We start from the raw sequence: 15,167 nt of genomic DNA on the forward strand, positions 1-15,167 counted from the left end.
GCGGGGTGACGAACCTCGTCCTCACGCGGATGGGCGGCCGCCCGTGCGCGATCCCGTGCGAGCACGTGGTCGAGATCATCCCGCGTGTGCAGCTCGATCACGTGCCCGACGCGCCCTCCGAGGTGCTCGGCGTGATCAACCTGCGTGGCCGTGTCGTGCCGGTGATCGACCTGCGGGGGCGGCTCTCGCAGACGAAGCCGCTGCCGTTCTACCAGCACCTCGTCATCGTCCGGGCCGCGAAAGGAAAGCTGCTCGGGCTCGCGGTCGACGAGGTCCGGGACGTGGTGACCGTGCAGGAGGACGCGATCGAAAAGCCGGGGGAGATCGCCGGCGTACGTTCGCCGGGTGTCGTGCGTATCGAGGACGACCTCGTGCTCGTGCTCGGTCCGGAGGACGCCTACCATGGCTCGAGCTGAGGACCGGCGCGCCCCGGATCCGGGTGTCGTGCGGCGCCTCGGCGATCTGGTCCGCGCCCGGACGCGGCTGCAGATGCGCCCCCGCAACCTGGAGATCATCGAGCGCGTGGCCGAGCGTCGCGCCGCCGAGCGTGGCGCGTCTGCGGACGCCTACCTCGAGCACGTGATCCTCTCGCACGACATGGCCGAGCTCGAGCCGTTCATCGCGGAGCTCACGGTCGGCGAGACCCACTTCTTTCGTGGGCCTCCGCAGTTCGAGGCGCTGCGCAGCGAGATCGTCCCTTCGCTCGTGCACAAGCGGCGCAAGGAGCGCGTGATCACGGCGCTCTCCGCCGGCTGCTCCACCGGCGAAGAGGCCTACTCGCTCGCGATCGTGCTCCGCGAGGCCGCCATGAACGAGGGGATGCGCGTCGAGGTCACGGGCATCGACCTGAACCCGCGCTCCTTGCAGAAGGCCGAATCGGCGCGGTACTCGGCGTGGTCGCTGCGCGACATGCCCGAGGTCGTGCGCCGCCAGTATTTCCGCACCGAGGGCGACTTCTGGCACCTCTCCGAGGACGTGCGTCGCCTCGTGCGGTTCCGTCGCTTCGGGCTCACGGAAGGCCCGCTCGTGAGCGTGTTTCCGAGGGGCTTTGATCTGATCCTCTGCCAGAACGTCCTTTATTACCTGGAGCCGGACGCGCGGCCCGAGGTGATCGCCTCGCTCGCGGCCGCGCTCGCGCCGGGCGGCGTGTTGATGTTCGGCCCCGTGGACCACGCCGGGGACGTGCCCGGGTGCCGAGCGGTGCACGTCGGCGAGGTCGTGGTGCACGAGCGTTTCGGGCCCGTGAGCGTGCCGCCCTCGTCGCCGCGCGGCCGCCGGTATGCGCTTCTCTCGATCCCCCCCGCGCCTTTGCCGGCGCTGCGTATGGAGGGCGTGCCCGCGTTACCGGTCGCCGCCGCGACGCTTCCACCCGTGGTGCCCGAGCCTGCGTCGGCGCCTTTGACTTCGAGCGCACCGCCTTCGCTCGCGAGCGCCTTCGCCCACGCCGATGCGGGGAACCTCGAAGCCGCCCTCGCGGAGCTCGAAGCGCTGCTCGAAGAGGAGCCCGAGGAGCCGCGGGCGCACCTGCTCGAGGGGCTTCTCCTGGTCGAGCTCGGCGGCTTCGAAGCAGCGCTCGACGCCTTCCGCCGCTGCGTGTACCTCGATCCCTCGATGATGCTCGCGCACGCGGGCGCGGCCGTGGCGGGCCTCCGCCTCGGCCGCCCCGATCTCGTCGAACGCCACGCCGCACGCCTGCGCGCCCTCACGGTCGCGCGAGGCAAGGGCGTCGACGCGCCGATCGAGGGATGGGACGGCATGACCGTGGGCCGGCTGCTCCGGCTGTTTCGAGACACCGAGATCCAATGAGCGCCCGGGAAGAGAGCGTCTACGAGAAGCTGCGCACCTCGCTCGCCGAGCTCGAGGAGAAGCTGCGCGAGGGCAAGACCGGCGAGCGGGAGGTCCACCCGCGCATCCTCGCCGAGCGGACACGCCGCATCGCGCGCGAACCGACGCGCCTCGATCGCGCGCCCGACTCGATCAGTTGCATCGTCTTCGAGCGAAGCGGGCGGCGCTACGCCGTGCAGCTCGAGTCCGTCGACGAGGTCGGCCCGATGAGCCGGATCACGCGTGTCCCCGGCGTGCCCGAGTATTTCCTCGGCGTCGCGGCGCGCCGCGGCCGGATCGTCGCCGTCGTCGATCTGCCGCTGCTCTTCACGCCCGACGCGCGCTCCGAATCGTCTGCCGAGCACCTCGTCATGGCGTCGAACGCGGAGGTCGTCTGCGCGGTGGCGGCGGACGCGCTCCACAATATCATCGAGGTCAACCGCCGCACGATCGCCAAGGCCATGCCCACGTTTCCCCCGCTGGTCCAGCGTCACACGCTGGGCGTGCTCGAGGACCGCACCGTCGTCCTCGATCTCGGATCGCTGCTGTCCGACCGCTCCTTGCGCGTCGAGGAGCGCGGCTGATGGCCCTCGACGACGCGGCGTTCGAGGCCCTCTGCGAGACCCTTCGCAACGAGGCCGTCGAGCAGGTCGAGCGCATCGGCACGGCGCTCCTCCTCGTCGAGCGCGGCGCCGAGGGCAGCGCGCGCGAGCAGCTCATCGACGAGGCGTTCCGGCAGGCGCACAACATGAAAGGCGCCGCGAGCTCGCTCGGGTTCGCGCACACGGCGCGCCTCGCGCACGCGATCGAGTCGGTCCTCGCCTCGCTCCGCGCGATGGACTACGAGCGCGCGCCCGAGGTCTTCGACACGCTGAACGCGGGCCTCTCGACCGTGCACCACGCGCTGCGCGTGGATCCGAACCCCGAGCCGGATCTCGTCATCCTGGAGGCGATCGAGGGCCTCGAAGCCGTGCTCCTGGCCTCGAAACCCTCACATGCCCTGCCGCTGCCGGCCCCGCCGCCGCCGCCCGTCGTGCGGCCGGCCGACGGCATCACGGTCGCGACGCGATCGCGCAGCCCCCAGTCGATCTTGCGGCAGCACCGGATGGCCGCCGAGGCCGCGGCGCCGCCGCCCAACGTGAACGCGGGCTACGCCGAGCCGAAGACGAAGCACAGCGAGCCGCCGCCGCACCCGCACGCGAGCGTGCCCCTCGTGTCGTCGCATTACGACGGCGCGCCGATCCCCGCGGGCTTTGGTCCGCCTCCGCCGGTCGGGTTCAGCTCGCCCGCGATCGGCCCGTACGGACCCTCGACGGGGTACGTCGCGCGCGCGGACCTCGCGATCCCGGGTGGCATCACGCCGCCGCCTGCGCCTGTCGTCACGCCTGGCACCTCGAGCGGCAACGCGCCCGGCACGTCCGCGGGCTCGCCCGGTACCTCGGCCGGCGCTGCGGTGGCCGCGGCCCGCTCGATGGCCCAAGGCAGCGAGCGGGGGCCGAACGCGACGGGGCAGCTCCCGAAGATCCCGAACGCGCCTGCGCCGCTTCGTTCGAGCACCGAAGAGACGCTTCGCGTCTCCATGAAAAAACTCTCGGCGCTCATGGCGCAGGTCGGCGAGCTGCTCGCCGCGCGCGTGCGCACCGATCAGCGCCTCGCCGAGCTACGCGCCGTCCTCGCCGCCGAGGAAGAGCGCCTCAAAGCACAGACCTCGATCCGCGCGATGGTGCGCGACGAGGCGCCGGCGAAGCTCGAAGGCTGGTCCGAGCGGCTCGTCGAGGTCCAGAACGAGGACCTCGAACACGAGCGCCTCCTCGTGCGCAGGCTGCGCGAGATCGTGCGCGCGTTCGAGGCCGACGCGCTCCAGTCGACGATCCTCTCGGGCCAGCTCCAGGAGGACATCCGCCGCATCCAGACCTTCCCGCTCGCGAGCGTGCTCGAGCCCTTGCCGCGGGCGGTCCGCAACATGGCGCGCGAGGCCGGCAAGATGGTCGACCTCGTCATCACGGGCGCCGAGCTCGAGCTCGACAAGAAGGTCCTCGAAGAGCTGCGTGATCCGCTCTACCACCTCCTTCGCAACGCGATCGATCACGGCTGCGAGCACCCGGGCCCCCGCACCGCCGCGGGCAAACCCTCGCGCGGCACGATCCGCATCCGCGCCGAGCATCGCGGCGACGTCGTCACGATCACGGTCAGCGACGACGGCCCCGGCGTCGACATCGCCGGCGTGCGCCGCGCGGCCATCGCGTCGGGTCTCGCGTCGGCGCTCGAAGCGGCGGAGATGCCCGAGCACCGCGTCCTCGAACTGCTCTTCGCGCCCGGCCTCACGACGCGCTCCGAGGTCGGCGAGCTCTCGGGCCGCGGCGTCGGGCTCGACGCGGTCCGCACCAACATCGAGCGGCTCCACGGCACGGTCACGGTCGAGTCGCGGCAGGGCGTGGGGACCTCCTTCGTCATCGTCCTGCCGCTCACGATCTACGTCGTCCACTCGCTGCTCCTGCGCGTCGGCGAGGAGCAGTTCGCGATGCCGATCTCCTCGATCCAGCGCATCTTGCGCATCAGCGCGACGGATGTGCTGGAGGTCGAGCGCACGCACGCGATCGTCGTCGACGGCCGCCCGATCGCGCTCGTCCCGCTGGCCACGCTGCTCGGCCTTCCGGTCGAGCTTCCTCCGCCGCCCGAGCGCATCCCGGTCCTCGTCATCGGCATCGGCGAGACCCGGTGCGCGCTCGCGGTCCGGGAGATCGTGAGTGATCAGACGGTCCTTGCGAAAAACCTCGAACCGCCGCTGGTTCGTGTACGGAACATCGCAGGTGCGACCATCCTTGGGGACGGCCGCGTCGTGTTGATGTTAAATCCCATCGATCTCCTCCGCTCGGCCTCCGGACGCGACGCCGACCGCTTCCGGGCGCTCCTGCCGAGGGTCGAAAACCGCCCCAAGCCGAGGCTCCTTTTGGTCGACGATTCATTCACCACCCGCGCGCTGGAGCGATCGGTGCTCGAGGTCGCCGGCTTCGACGTCGTCGCAGTCGCAGACGGCAACGAGGCGCTCTCGGCGCTCGAGCTCGAGACGTTCGACATCGTCGTGAGCGACGTCTCGATGCCCGAAATGTCCGGCCTCGAGCTCTGCTCGAACATCCGACAAAATGAGCGGCTTCGGAGGCTTCCGGTCGTCCTGGTCACGTCGCTCGGATCCGACGATGATCGCCGGGCAGGCCTCGCCGTCGGCGCCGATGCCTACATCGTCAAGAGCGAGTTCGATCACGAGGTCTTCGTGAAGACCGTGAACGAGCTCGTAGGGAGGGCCTGATGGCACGCGTTCTCATCGTCGACGACTCGGTCGTGATGCGCGACATCGTGCGCGCCCACCTCGCCGGACTCGCCCTCGATCTCGAGGTCGCGAGCAACGGAGAGGACGCGCTCACGCGCATGGCCACGTCGAGCCAGCCCTTCGATCTCGTCATCACCGACTACGCGATGCCCAACATGAACGGGCTCGAGCTCGCGCGTCGCGTGAAGGAGAAGGGAGGCACGCTCGCGCCGAAGGTCATCCTGATCAGCGCGAACAAGGAGCTCCGCGAGCGCGATCTTCTGGCCACCGGCTACATCGACGCCTTCTTCCCGAAGCCCGTCGACGGATCCCAGCTCTCCGCGCGTGTCTCCACGATCCTCTCGCTCACGATCCCGTCCGCGCCGGTCGTCCCTTCGAGCCGCAGGGTGCGCCCCGTGATCCGCGTCGTCATCGCCGACGACACCGAGGTCGGCCGCACGTTGCTCGCGCGTGTCCTCAAGGCCGATCCCGAGATCGACGTCGTCGGCATGGCGCGCGACGGCCAGGGCGCCGTGGATCTCGCCGTGCGCGAGAACCCGCAGATCATCCTGCTCGACGCGATGATGCCCGGCCTCGACGGCGTCGCCGCCACCCGACGCATCATGGCCCTCGCGCCGACCCGCGTCGTCATCGTCTCCGATCAACAGGGCAGCCGACCCGCCGCGCAGATCTTCGCCGCGACCGAGGCCGGCGCGCTCGACGTGATCGCGCGGCCAAGCTGGGGGGATCCGATGGGGCCGCAGGCCGTCGCCTTGCGCGACAAGATCAAGATGCTCGCCGAGATCCCCGTGGTGCGTCGCTGGGCCGACGGGCCGCGCTCGGTGCGATCACGTCGCGGTGGTAGCCTCCGCGCGCAGAACCGCGCGACGGTCGTCGGCATCTGCGCTTCCACGGGCGGACCCGCAGCCATCGCCGCGATGTTGCCGGGCCTCGCGGCCGCTTCCTCGTTGATCCCGATCCTCATCGTGCAGCACGTGCTCGCGGGCTTCGACGAGGCGCTCGCCGAGTGGCTCGCCGAGGTCACGCAGCTCCCCGTTCGCCTCGCCACGCACGGCATGCCCTTGCGCGCCGGCGTCATCGCGCTCGCGCCCGAAGGCAAGCACCTCGTCGCGCAATCGCCGCTCACGATCGGCGTGATCGAGGGCCCGCCCGTCGGCAACCATCGCCCCTCGGGCACGCCGCTCTTCGAATCTCTCGCGCGGCATTTCGGCGACGGCGCGCTCGGCGTGATGCTCACGGGCATGGGCAACGATGGGGTCGAGGGCCTGCGCGCAATCAAAGCGGCCGGCGGAAGTGTGCTCGTCCAGTCGCCGGATTCCTGCGTGGTAAGCGGTATGCCAGGTGCCGCGATTTCGCGCGGATACGCAGATGCCGTTTTGTCCCTCGACGAACTCGGCCCCGAAATCGTCGAGCGCGTCCGTGCCCCGGCGCGCTCGCGCCATTGAAGGAGCAAAGGAGCTGATATGGTTCCTCCGATGCAGGAGCCGGAGCTCCCGGAGCGGCTGGGGAAGTATCAGATCATCCGCAGGCTCGCCTATGGCGGCATGGCCGAGGTACTCCTCGGCCGCCTCACGGGGACCGACGGCTTCATGAAAGAGGTCGTCGTCAAGCGGGTGCTCCCGCAGTACGCGTCGAACAACGAGTTCATCGCGATGTTCCGCGACGAGGCGCGCATCACGTCGCGCCTTCATCACGGCAACATCGTGCAGGTCGTCGAGTTCGCGGAGGAGGGCGGCCAGTACTACCTCGTCCTCGAGTACGTCGACGGCCCGAGTCTCGGCGCCACGCTTTACGAGCTCCGCAAGCGCGGCGAGCGCCTCAGCATCCCCGAGGTCGCGCACATCGCGGTCGAGACCGCGCGCGGCCTCGACTACGCGCATCACAAGCTCGGCGAGGATGGCCGTCCCTTGCTCATCGTCCATCGCGACGTGAGCCCGTCGAACATCCTCCTCTCGCGTGAGGGCGTCGTGAAGCTCGCCGACTTCGGCATCGCGCGCGCCCGCGAACGGCTCTCGCCCACGCAAGGCGGCGCAGGCACGCTCAAGGGCAAATTCGCCTACATGGCGCCCGAGACCATCCTGCGCGGCCGCCTCGACGCGCGCTCGGATCTCTTCTCGTTCGGCGTCGTCCTCTTCGAGATGCTCACGGGCAGGAGCGCGTTCACCGGCGAGACCGAGGCGCACACCATCCAGCGCGTCACGACCGAGGACCTGCCCCCCGCGTCGAGCCAGAACCGCGCCGTCCCGCCCGAGTTCGACGAGATCGTTCACCGGCTGCTCGATCGCGACCCCGACAACCGCCCCTCGCGTGGCCTCGAGATCGTCGACGCGATCGGCAAGCTCCGCCTGCACACCTCGCCGCCGCCGAGCGAGCTGCTCATGGAGACGCTCACGCGCCTCTTCCCGATCCACCGCCACGAGGCGCGGGATCGCGCTACGGTTCGTCCGGCGAAACCACGTGTCATCGTCGTCGACGAGTCGCGCACGCTGCGCGCGCTCGTCCGCGCGAGCCTCGGCCAGCGGTACACCGTCATCGAGGCTTCCACGGGCGACGAGGCGCGTGCCGCGATGCGCGGCGCCGTGCCGGATGCGATCGTCTGTCAGCGGACGCTCCAGGGCATGTCGGGGCTCGAGCTCTGCCATTCGATGCGCGAGAACCCCCGCCTCGCCGACGTCCCGTTCATCTTGCTCGCGGCCGACATCACGCCGGAGCTCGAAGCGGAGGCGCGCGTGATCGGCGTGCAAGCGGTCCTGCCGAAGCGCTTCGATCCACGCCAGCTCGAAGCTACGTTGCAGAAGATTCTCGAATCGTGACGCGGACCGATCGTTCGGCCGCTCGTCATTTCCTGGGGAAGGGGAGCGCGGCATGAACGACACGGAGCACCTGTTTCGACAGCGACCTCGCTCCGACGAGGAGCTCTACGAGCGGCTCGCGGAGATCACGAAGGACGAGCTCCGCAGGGATCTCGTCGCGCGCCTCGCCGCGCACGGCGCGCTCCCGCGCGAGGTCCCGATCTACGTGCGCGCCTTCGCGTTCCTCGGCCTCACGACGTCGGATCTGCCCGCGCTCACCCGCGTGCTCCTCGACGCGCGGGCGCCGATCGAGGGGCGCGCCGTCGCGCTCGCGCTCGTACGCTCGGTCGATCCGACGCGCGCGCAGGAGCTCGCGCGGCAGGTCACGCAGACCGAGCTCCTCGCCATGAACGACGCGCAGCTCCTCGTGGTGATCGCGGGCATCGCCACGGCGCCTGCGCGCCTGCCCGAGATCTCGGAGAAGGTCGCGCGCCAGCCGCTCGAATCCCGCCTCGCCCGCTTCGAGCAGATCGAGCGCCTGCGCAAGCGCGCGCGGGTCCCTGCGGCGTTCCTGTACGAAGACCTCGTTCGTCGTGACGACCTCGGCATCGGCGACGGTGCCGTGGATCGCATCGTCGAGGAGGGCGGCGCGGCGGCCGTGTGGCTGTGCGAGTCGCTCTGGCACGAGGCGTCGAGCAAGGCGTCACGCGCGCGCTGGGCCGACGTCCTCGCGCGTGTGTTTCGTTCATCGGGACGCGCGAGCGTGGAGGGGGGGCGCGCTCTCGTGTTCGCCTCGGAGCGGGGCGAGGACGGCGCGCGCACGGCCGTGCTCTCCGTGGAGAGCCCGCTCGATGGATCGCTCACGCTCGCGCGCGTGCACGTGGACGCGAGCGGTGCCCTCGCGGATGGCGCGCTCACGACGCTCGCGGACGAACGTGACCTCGAGGATTGGCTCTCCGCAGGTCCGGCGCTCCTGCCTCGTGTCCCGTCGCCGATGGCCTCGATCGCGCCCTGGGTCGAGGACGCCGCGCGCCGCACGAGCACGCCGCCGCGCGCGGCTCCGTATACCTTCGCGGCGGCGTGCTGGTTCTCGCTCGCCGCGCGCAGCTAGCCCACGATCGCGTCCTCCACCTCGACACCCACGGGGCAGTGATCACTGCCCGTCACGTGAGGCGAGAGGAACGCGCGCTTGAGGTGCTTCGCCGCGCCCTCCGACGCGAGCACGTAATCGATGCGCCACCCGACGTTTTTCGCGCGCACGCCGAACCGCTGGCTCCACCACGAGTAGTGCCCGGGCCCCGACTCGAAGGCGCGGAACGTATCCACGTAGCCGGCGCGGATCCATCGATCGAGCTCCTCGCGCTCCTCGGAGGTAAACCCGCTCGTCTTCACGTTTTCCTTCGGCCGCGCGAGGTCGATCTCCCGGTGGGCCGTGTTGAAATCACCCATCACGAGGATCGGATCGCCGCGGCGCTTCCTCGGCTCGAGCACGTCGAAGAGGCGTCGGTAGAACGCGAGCTTGAACGGGATGCGGCTGTTGTCCCGGTTCTGCCCGCTGCCGTTCGGGAAGTACACGTTCGCCAGCGTGAGCCGACCAAAGCGTGCGATCTGCACGCGCCCCTCGGCGTCGAACGCCGCGTCCTTCATCGACGTCGTGACCCGATCGGCGGGCAGCCGCGAGAGCAGCCCCACGCCGCTGTACCCCGGTCGTTCGGCCGACGAGAACGCGCGCAGCCACGCGCCGCCGATCGACTCCAGGCACGGCCCGAGCTGCGCCTCCTGCGCGCGCACCTCCTGGATGCCCACGATGTCGGCCCGCTCCTCCGCGAGCCACGTGCAGAACCCTTTTCCGAGGACCGAGCGCAGCCCATTCACGTTCCAGCTCACGATCTTCATGCGTCGAAGACAGCTCTAGGGTTTGGCCGGGCCATGTCAAGGAAAACCAGTCCTCGGCCGGGAGATGTCGAGCAAGCGCTCGGTTTTTACCCGCGCGGGGGCTCCCGTGTCCGAAGCTCCCGGACATCCCATCGAGGAGGGACTCGCATGAACACGCGCGCTTTCGCCATCGCCCTGTTGATCCCCGCCACGCTCGCCACCACGTCCTGCCGCAAGCAGGAAGAGATGACGACGGCCGAGGCCCTGCAAGCCGTGCAAGAGGCCAGCATCTCGGGCGACGCCGAGAACGTCACCTCGGGCAGCATCGAGATCACCACCGACTTCACCATCGGTCAGGCCGCCGAGGCCGCCGCGCAGGAGATCCGCGACTTCGTCACCTCGCAGCTCCCCTGCGCCGCCGTCACGCTCGCAGGCGCCAAGCTCACGGTCGAGTACGGCAAGAACCCCGGGAGCTGCACCTACAAGGGCAACACCTACAGCGGCACGCACGAGATCACGGTCACGAAGAACGAGATGAGCGACGTGGTCGTGAACCATACGTGGTCCAAGCTTTCGAACGGCCGCGTCGAGGTGAGCGGCACGGCCGAGGTGACGTGGAGCGCGAGCGACAAGACCCGCCACGTCGCGCACGAGCTCGACTGGACGCGCCTCTCGGACGGCAAGACCGGCAAAGGCACGGGCGATCGCACGCAAAGGCCACTCGAAGGCGGGCTCGCCGAGGGCTTTCAGGTCGACGGCGCGCGCTCATGGACAGGGCAGGGCGGCACGTGGGACCTCGCGATCGAGGGCGTGCAGTTCCGCTGGGTCGATCCCGTGCCGCAGGCAGGGACCTACAGGCTCGCCGATCCCAAGGAGCGCTCGATCGAGATGAGCTTCGGTCGCGTCGACGAGGACACCATCGAGGTCACGCTGAAGAGCGGCGCGAAGTCGTTCTCGTTCAACGTCTCAAAGGCGGGGACCGTCTCCGAGTCCTGAGAGCGGGGCCGCTGCGTCTCGCCGGGGTTTCACCCCGGACCCGACCAGGGGTTGTCCACCCCTGGACCCGGACCAGGGCCAGCCCTGGACCTTTGGTGCATCGACCGCGATGCGGTCGATGCACAGGCGCAGGAGGTTCACTCGCGCGACGCCTGGGCAACGCCCTCGGAGATCTCCGCACATCGCGCGGGCAGGGGAGCGCCGGGCGGGCAGACAAAAGCAAAACAGCCGAACCCTTTCGGGATCGGCTGTTTTGTACTGCATGCAGGGAAGCGGGGTGGACGGGACTCGAACCCGCGGCCTCCGGCGTGACAGGCCGGCGTTATAACCGACTTAACTACCACCCCAATGTGGCGAACTGCGTCGTCGCTGTTTCTTTCTCGCTGACGGGGCCGGTATCTACCAGCCTTGTTTCCCGTTTGCAAGCCCCTGTTTTCTTTTTTCTTTCCGCCGCCGACCCTCATCAACTTCGATAAGGAGCCGGGTGGGCGGGACAGGGTTCGAACCTGCGACCATCGGCTTGTAAGGCCAATGCTCTACCGCTGAGCTACCCGCCCCGACGGAGAGGCCGCGGAGTCTACTCAGGGAGCCTTTTCCGTCAAGAGGTTTTTTTCTGGGGCGGATCCCGCCACGCCAAACTTCCGCCCGCCCGGACAATCGGGCTAGAGTCGACGGCGCGGGCGCACGATCGAAGGCGCGCCCTGGCCGCTTCGGGCGGCCCGAGGAGGAACGGAGAGTCGCATGACGGAGCGGATCGGCATTCTCGCTGGCTGGGAGCAGTCCTTCCCCCAGGCGTTCATCGATCGGTGCAACCGGGTCCCGGGCATCCACGCGGAGTTCGCGAAGATCGGAGGGACGCCGGAGCGCTTCGTCTCTCCGTACCGCGTCCTCGTCGACCGCATCAGCCAGGAGGTCAAGCACTACCGCTTCTACCTCAAGGCCGCGGCGCTCGGCGGCGCGTACGTCATCAACGACCCCCTCTGGTGGAGCGCCGACGACAAGTTCTTCGGCTACTCGCTCGCCTCGCGCCTCGGCGTCGCCACGCCGCGCACGGTGATGCTCCCGCAGAAGGACTACATCCCCGCGATCGACAAGAACCGCTCGCTGCGCAACCTCGAGTTCCCGCTGAACTGGGAAGCGATCGTCGACTACGTGAAGTTCCCCGCGATCCTCAAGCCCGCCGACGGCGGCGGCTGGAAGGACGTGACGGTCGTGCGCACGCCGGGGGATCTGCTCCGCGCGTACAACGACTCGAACCTCAACGTGATGACGCTGCAGGAGTTCATCGACTTCGACGACTACGCGCGCTGTATCTGCATCGGCCGCGAGCGTGTCCTCACGATCCAGTACGACCCGAAGCAAATCGGCCCGACCGGGCTCCGCGGTCGTTACATCTTCCGCGACCAGGAGCGCTGGCTGCCGCAGGATCTGCACGACCGCATCGTCAACGACGCGCTGCGCCTGAACCACGCGCTCGGCTACGACATGAACTCGGTCGAGTTCGCCATCAAGGATGGCGTCCCCTACGCCATCGACTTCACGAACCCCGCGCCCGACATGCACATCGAGCACCTCGGCGAGCGCTTCTTCGACACGGTCACCGACTGGATGGTCGACTTCTGCGTCCGCGCCGCCAAGGAAGGCCGCACGATCCGCGACCGTTACGCCTGGAGCAAGATGGCGGCCGAAGTCGAACCCATCCGGTGGGATAGAAGCACGTGACCCACCACGAGCGGCCGTCGAAGCACCCCTTCACCGCCGCGCTCGACGCAGCCGTCGACCGCTACCACGACGCGCTCACGGCTTACGTAGATCGAGGGGGCGAGGATCACCTCGCCCTGCTCGAGCGCATGGTGGCGCGAGGCGCCGTCTTCGCTGGTCGTCCTCTCTGCACGTTCCTCCGCCCGAACTTCGTCCTCCGCGCCCAGTACAACCTGCTCCTCGGAGCGCTCCGGCACTTCCGCAGCGCCGTCATCAAGGCGAAGGATCTCGTCCTCGCGGACCCCACGCTTCTCGAGCTCATGGGTCTGACCGACGGCGAGCGGCGGCTCTTCTCCTACAACCCGGCCTTCGAGTCCGTCGGCGTCGTCACGCGCCTCGACGCGATCCTCGCAGGCTCCGATCTCTCGTTCGTCGAGCTCAACGCCGAGGGCGCCTTCGGCCCGAGCTACGCCGACCGGCTCACCGAGCTCTTCGAGGCCTTCCAGCCGATGCGCGAGTTCGCCCGCATCTCGCCGATCACGCCGGTCTACGCGGGCAACTCCCTCGTCGGATCGATCCTCGACGCGTGGCACGAGTTCGGCGGGACGCACGTCCCGAAGGTCGCCGTCGTCGACTGGCAGGAGGTCGCGACGCGGACCGAGTTCGACATGATCTGCGAGCGCTTCCGGCTGCACGGCATCCCGGCGCGCTTCGTCGATCCACGCGAGCTCGAGTACCGCGACGGCAAGCTCTCGGCGAAGGGCGAGGAGATCGATCTCGTCTACCGCCGCGTGCTCACGAGCGAGCTGCTCGGCCGTGAGGACGAGGTACGGCCGCTCATCGAGGCGTACAAGGCGCGCGTCGTGTGCGTCGTGAACAGCTTTCGCGCGAAGCTGCTCGACAAGAAGGTCCTCTTCGCCTTGCTCTTCGATCCGCGCGTGATGTCGCTCTACACGAAGGACGAGAGCGTCGCCGTGCACCAGTTCATCCCGTGGACGAGGCGCGTCGAGGAGATGAAGACCGAAGGCCCGGACGGCGAGGAGATCGACCTCGTCCCGTGGGCGCGTGACAACCGCGCGCGCCTCGTGATCAAGCCGAACGACGAGGTCGGCGGCCGCGGCGTGGTGATCGGCGCGAACGTGGAGAGCAGCGTGTGGGAGCGAGCGTTGAAGCTCGCGCTCGTCGATCCGTCCGTTTTGCAGCTCCGCGTTTCGCTGCCGACGGCGATGTTTCCGGAGGTCGGCGCGGCGGGCGAGCTCTACTTCTCGCGGCGCCACATCGAGCTCGATCCGATCCTGTTTCGCGGCGAGCTCGGCGGTATGCTGGGCAGGTTATCCGCGACGAACATGTGTAACGTTCATGCGGGGGCGGGAACGGTCCCCACGTTCATCATCGAGGGAGATTCATGAGCACCACGGTCCAGGGTCTGCTCGACGGTCAATTCACGCTCGGCATCGAGGAAGAGTTTCAGATCGTCCACCCCGAGACGCGCGAGCTCCGCTCGTACGTGAGTCAGCTCCTCGAGGGGGGGAAGCACTCGGTCCTGCGCGAGCGCGTGCGGCCCGAGATGCACCAGTCCGTCGTCGAGACGGGCACGGGCATCTGCCGCGACATCCGGCAAGCGCGCCAGGAGATCTGCGAGCTGCGCGGGGAGCTCAGCGCGCTCGCGGGCAAGCACGGCCTCCGGATCGTCGCGGCCGGCACGCATCCTTTCAGCGACTGGAAGAAGCAGGAGATCACCGACGGCGAGCGCTACAAGGTGATCGTCGAGGACCTGCAGGACGTCGCGCGCGCGAACCTGATCTTCGGCCTCCACGTCCACGTCGGCATCAAGGACAAGGAGGTCGCGATGGCGCTCGCGAACCAGGTCCGTTACTTCCTGCCGCACCTCCTCGCGCTCTCGACGAGCTCGCCGTTCTGGCTCGGCCGCGCGACAGGCCTGAAGAGCATCCGCAGCGAGATCTTCAAGCGCTTCCCGCGCACGGGCATCCCGGGCCACTTCGACTCGTACGCGCAGTTCCAGTCGTACGTCGAGCTGCTCGTGAAGACGGGCTGTATCGACAACGCGAAGAAGATCTGGTGGGACGTCCGCGCCCATCCGTTCTTCGACACGGTCGAGGTGCGCATCTGCGACATGACGACGCGCATCGACGACACCGTCGCGCTGACGGCGCTCATCCAGGCGCTCATGGGCAAGCTCTACCTGCTCTACCGGAAGAACATGGGCTTCCGCGAGTACGCGCGCGAGCTCATCGAGGAGAACAAGTGGCGCGCGCTGCGCTACGGCATCGACGGCCAGCTCATCGACTTCGGCAAGCAGGAGCAGTTGCCTGTGCGCGTGCTCATCGGCGAGCTGCTCGACTTCGTCGAGGAGGCCGCGGCCATCTTCAAGTCCGAGGCCGATCTGGATCGCATCCGCGGCATCCTCCGGGAGGGGACGAGCGCGGACAAACAGCTCGCCGTCTTCCAGAAGACGCAGAGCGTGCAGGCCATCGTCGATCATCTGATCGAGCAGACCGCGATGGGCGCCTGAGCGCTCCCGTTTGCGCCCATCCTCGTCCAAAAATCGAAAAGATCCGGGTACTTGGCCTTCGGTCAGGCGCCTTTCGTCACCGAGGATTTCTGTCCGGGCCCTCCGCGGTGATACCGTG

General features: G+C 68.9%; 12 protein-coding genes and 2 tRNA genes. 11 read left to right on the forward strand and 3 right to left on the reverse strand.

The features are described 5' to 3' along the window. The first annotated feature begins 5 nt into the window (after positions 1-5). Genes E8A74_RS14900 through E8A74_RS14930 form a run of 7 tightly spaced genes read left to right on the forward strand, consistent with a single transcriptional unit; the run spans position 6 to position 9,055 of the window. Entirely contained in the window at positions 6-416 is a 411-nt protein-coding gene (locus tag E8A74_RS14900; protein WP_136929663.1) for a chemotaxis protein CheW, read from the forward strand. Next, positions 403-1,806, forward strand: coding sequence for a CheR family methyltransferase (locus E8A74_RS14905; protein WP_136929664.1), 1,404 nt, complete (start codon positions 403-405; stop codon positions 1,804-1,806). The genes E8A74_RS14900 and E8A74_RS14905 overlap by 14 nt, the downstream gene beginning before the upstream one ends. After that, positions 1,803-2,408, forward strand: coding sequence for a chemotaxis protein CheW (locus E8A74_RS14910; RefSeq protein WP_170229138.1), 606 nt, complete (start codon positions 1,803-1,805; stop codon positions 2,406-2,408). The genes E8A74_RS14905 and E8A74_RS14910 overlap by 4 nt, the downstream gene beginning before the upstream one ends. Beyond that, positions 2,408-5,131 carry a response regulator gene (locus E8A74_RS14915; RefSeq protein ID WP_136929666.1) on the forward strand — a complete coding sequence of 908 codons (2,724 nt, stop codon included), beginning with the start codon at positions 2,408-2,410 and terminating at the stop codon, positions 5,129-5,131. Before E8A74_RS14910 ends, E8A74_RS14915 begins: the two co-directional genes overlap by 1 nt. Next, entirely contained in the window at positions 5,131-6,597 is a 1,467-nt protein-coding gene (locus E8A74_RS14920) for a chemotaxis protein CheB (RefSeq protein WP_136929667.1), read from the forward strand. The genes E8A74_RS14915 and E8A74_RS14920 overlap by 1 nt, the downstream gene beginning before the upstream one ends. Before the next feature lie 18 nt (positions 6,598-6,615). Continuing rightward, positions 6,616-7,965, forward strand: coding sequence for a serine/threonine-protein kinase (locus tag E8A74_RS14925; protein WP_136929668.1), 1,350 nt, complete (start codon positions 6,616-6,618; stop codon positions 7,963-7,965). Positions 7,966-8,017: 52 nt separating this feature from the next. After that, positions 8,018-9,055 (forward strand): hypothetical protein, encoded by a 1,038-nt coding sequence (locus E8A74_RS14930; RefSeq protein WP_136929669.1) that lies wholly within the window; start codon positions 8,018-8,020, stop codon positions 9,053-9,055. Here the strand turns inward: E8A74_RS14930 and E8A74_RS14935 are convergent. Beyond that, positions 9,052-9,840 carry an exodeoxyribonuclease III gene (locus E8A74_RS14935; RefSeq protein ID WP_136929670.1) on the reverse strand — a complete coding sequence of 263 codons (789 nt, stop codon included), beginning with the start codon at positions 9,838-9,840 and terminating at the stop codon, positions 9,052-9,054. The two genes, E8A74_RS14930 and E8A74_RS14935, sit on opposite strands and share 4 nt — an antisense overlap. Positions 9,841-9,987: 147 nt before the next feature. Between E8A74_RS14935 and E8A74_RS14940 the strand changes: the two genes are divergently transcribed. Continuing rightward, complete coding sequence (locus tag E8A74_RS14940) at positions 9,988-10,815, forward strand: hypothetical protein (RefSeq protein WP_136929671.1); 828 nt, start codon at positions 9,988-9,990, stop codon at positions 10,813-10,815. A gap of 273 nt (positions 10,816-11,088) precedes the next feature. Here E8A74_RS14940 and E8A74_RS14945 read toward each other — a convergent pair. After that, positions 11,089-11,162, reverse strand: a tRNA-Asp gene (locus E8A74_RS14945). A gap of 138 nt (positions 11,163-11,300) precedes the next feature. Continuing rightward, a tRNA-Val gene (locus E8A74_RS14950) sits at positions 11,301-11,372 on the reverse strand. 184 nt (positions 11,373-11,556) lie between these two features. Here E8A74_RS14950 and E8A74_RS14955 point away from each other — a divergent pair. From E8A74_RS14955 to E8A74_RS14965, 3 genes are read left to right on the forward strand one after another with little or no spacing between them, the layout of a single operon-like run. Further along, positions 11,557-12,537 carry an ATP-grasp domain-containing protein gene (locus E8A74_RS14955; protein WP_136929672.1) on the forward strand — a complete coding sequence of 327 codons (981 nt, stop codon included), beginning with the start codon at positions 11,557-11,559 and terminating at the stop codon, positions 12,535-12,537. Beyond that, positions 12,534-13,925: a circularly permuted type 2 ATP-grasp protein gene (locus E8A74_RS14960; RefSeq protein ID WP_136929673.1), complete on the forward strand. Its 1,392-nt coding sequence runs from the start codon at positions 12,534-12,536 to the stop codon at positions 13,923-13,925. The genes E8A74_RS14955 and E8A74_RS14960 overlap by 4 nt, the downstream gene beginning before the upstream one ends. Then, on the forward strand, positions 13,922-15,049 hold the full coding sequence (locus tag E8A74_RS14965) for a carboxylate-amine ligase (protein ID WP_136929674.1): 1,128 nt from the start codon (positions 13,922-13,924) through the stop codon (positions 15,047-15,049). The genes E8A74_RS14960 and E8A74_RS14965 overlap by 4 nt, the downstream gene beginning before the upstream one ends. The last annotated feature ends 118 nt before the right edge of the window (positions 15,050-15,167 follow it).

This window comes from Polyangium fumosum, from assembly GCF_005144585.1.
In the GTDB taxonomy this organism is placed as follows: domain Bacteria; phylum Myxococcota_A; class Polyangia; order Polyangiales; family Polyangiaceae; genus Polyangium; species Polyangium fumosum.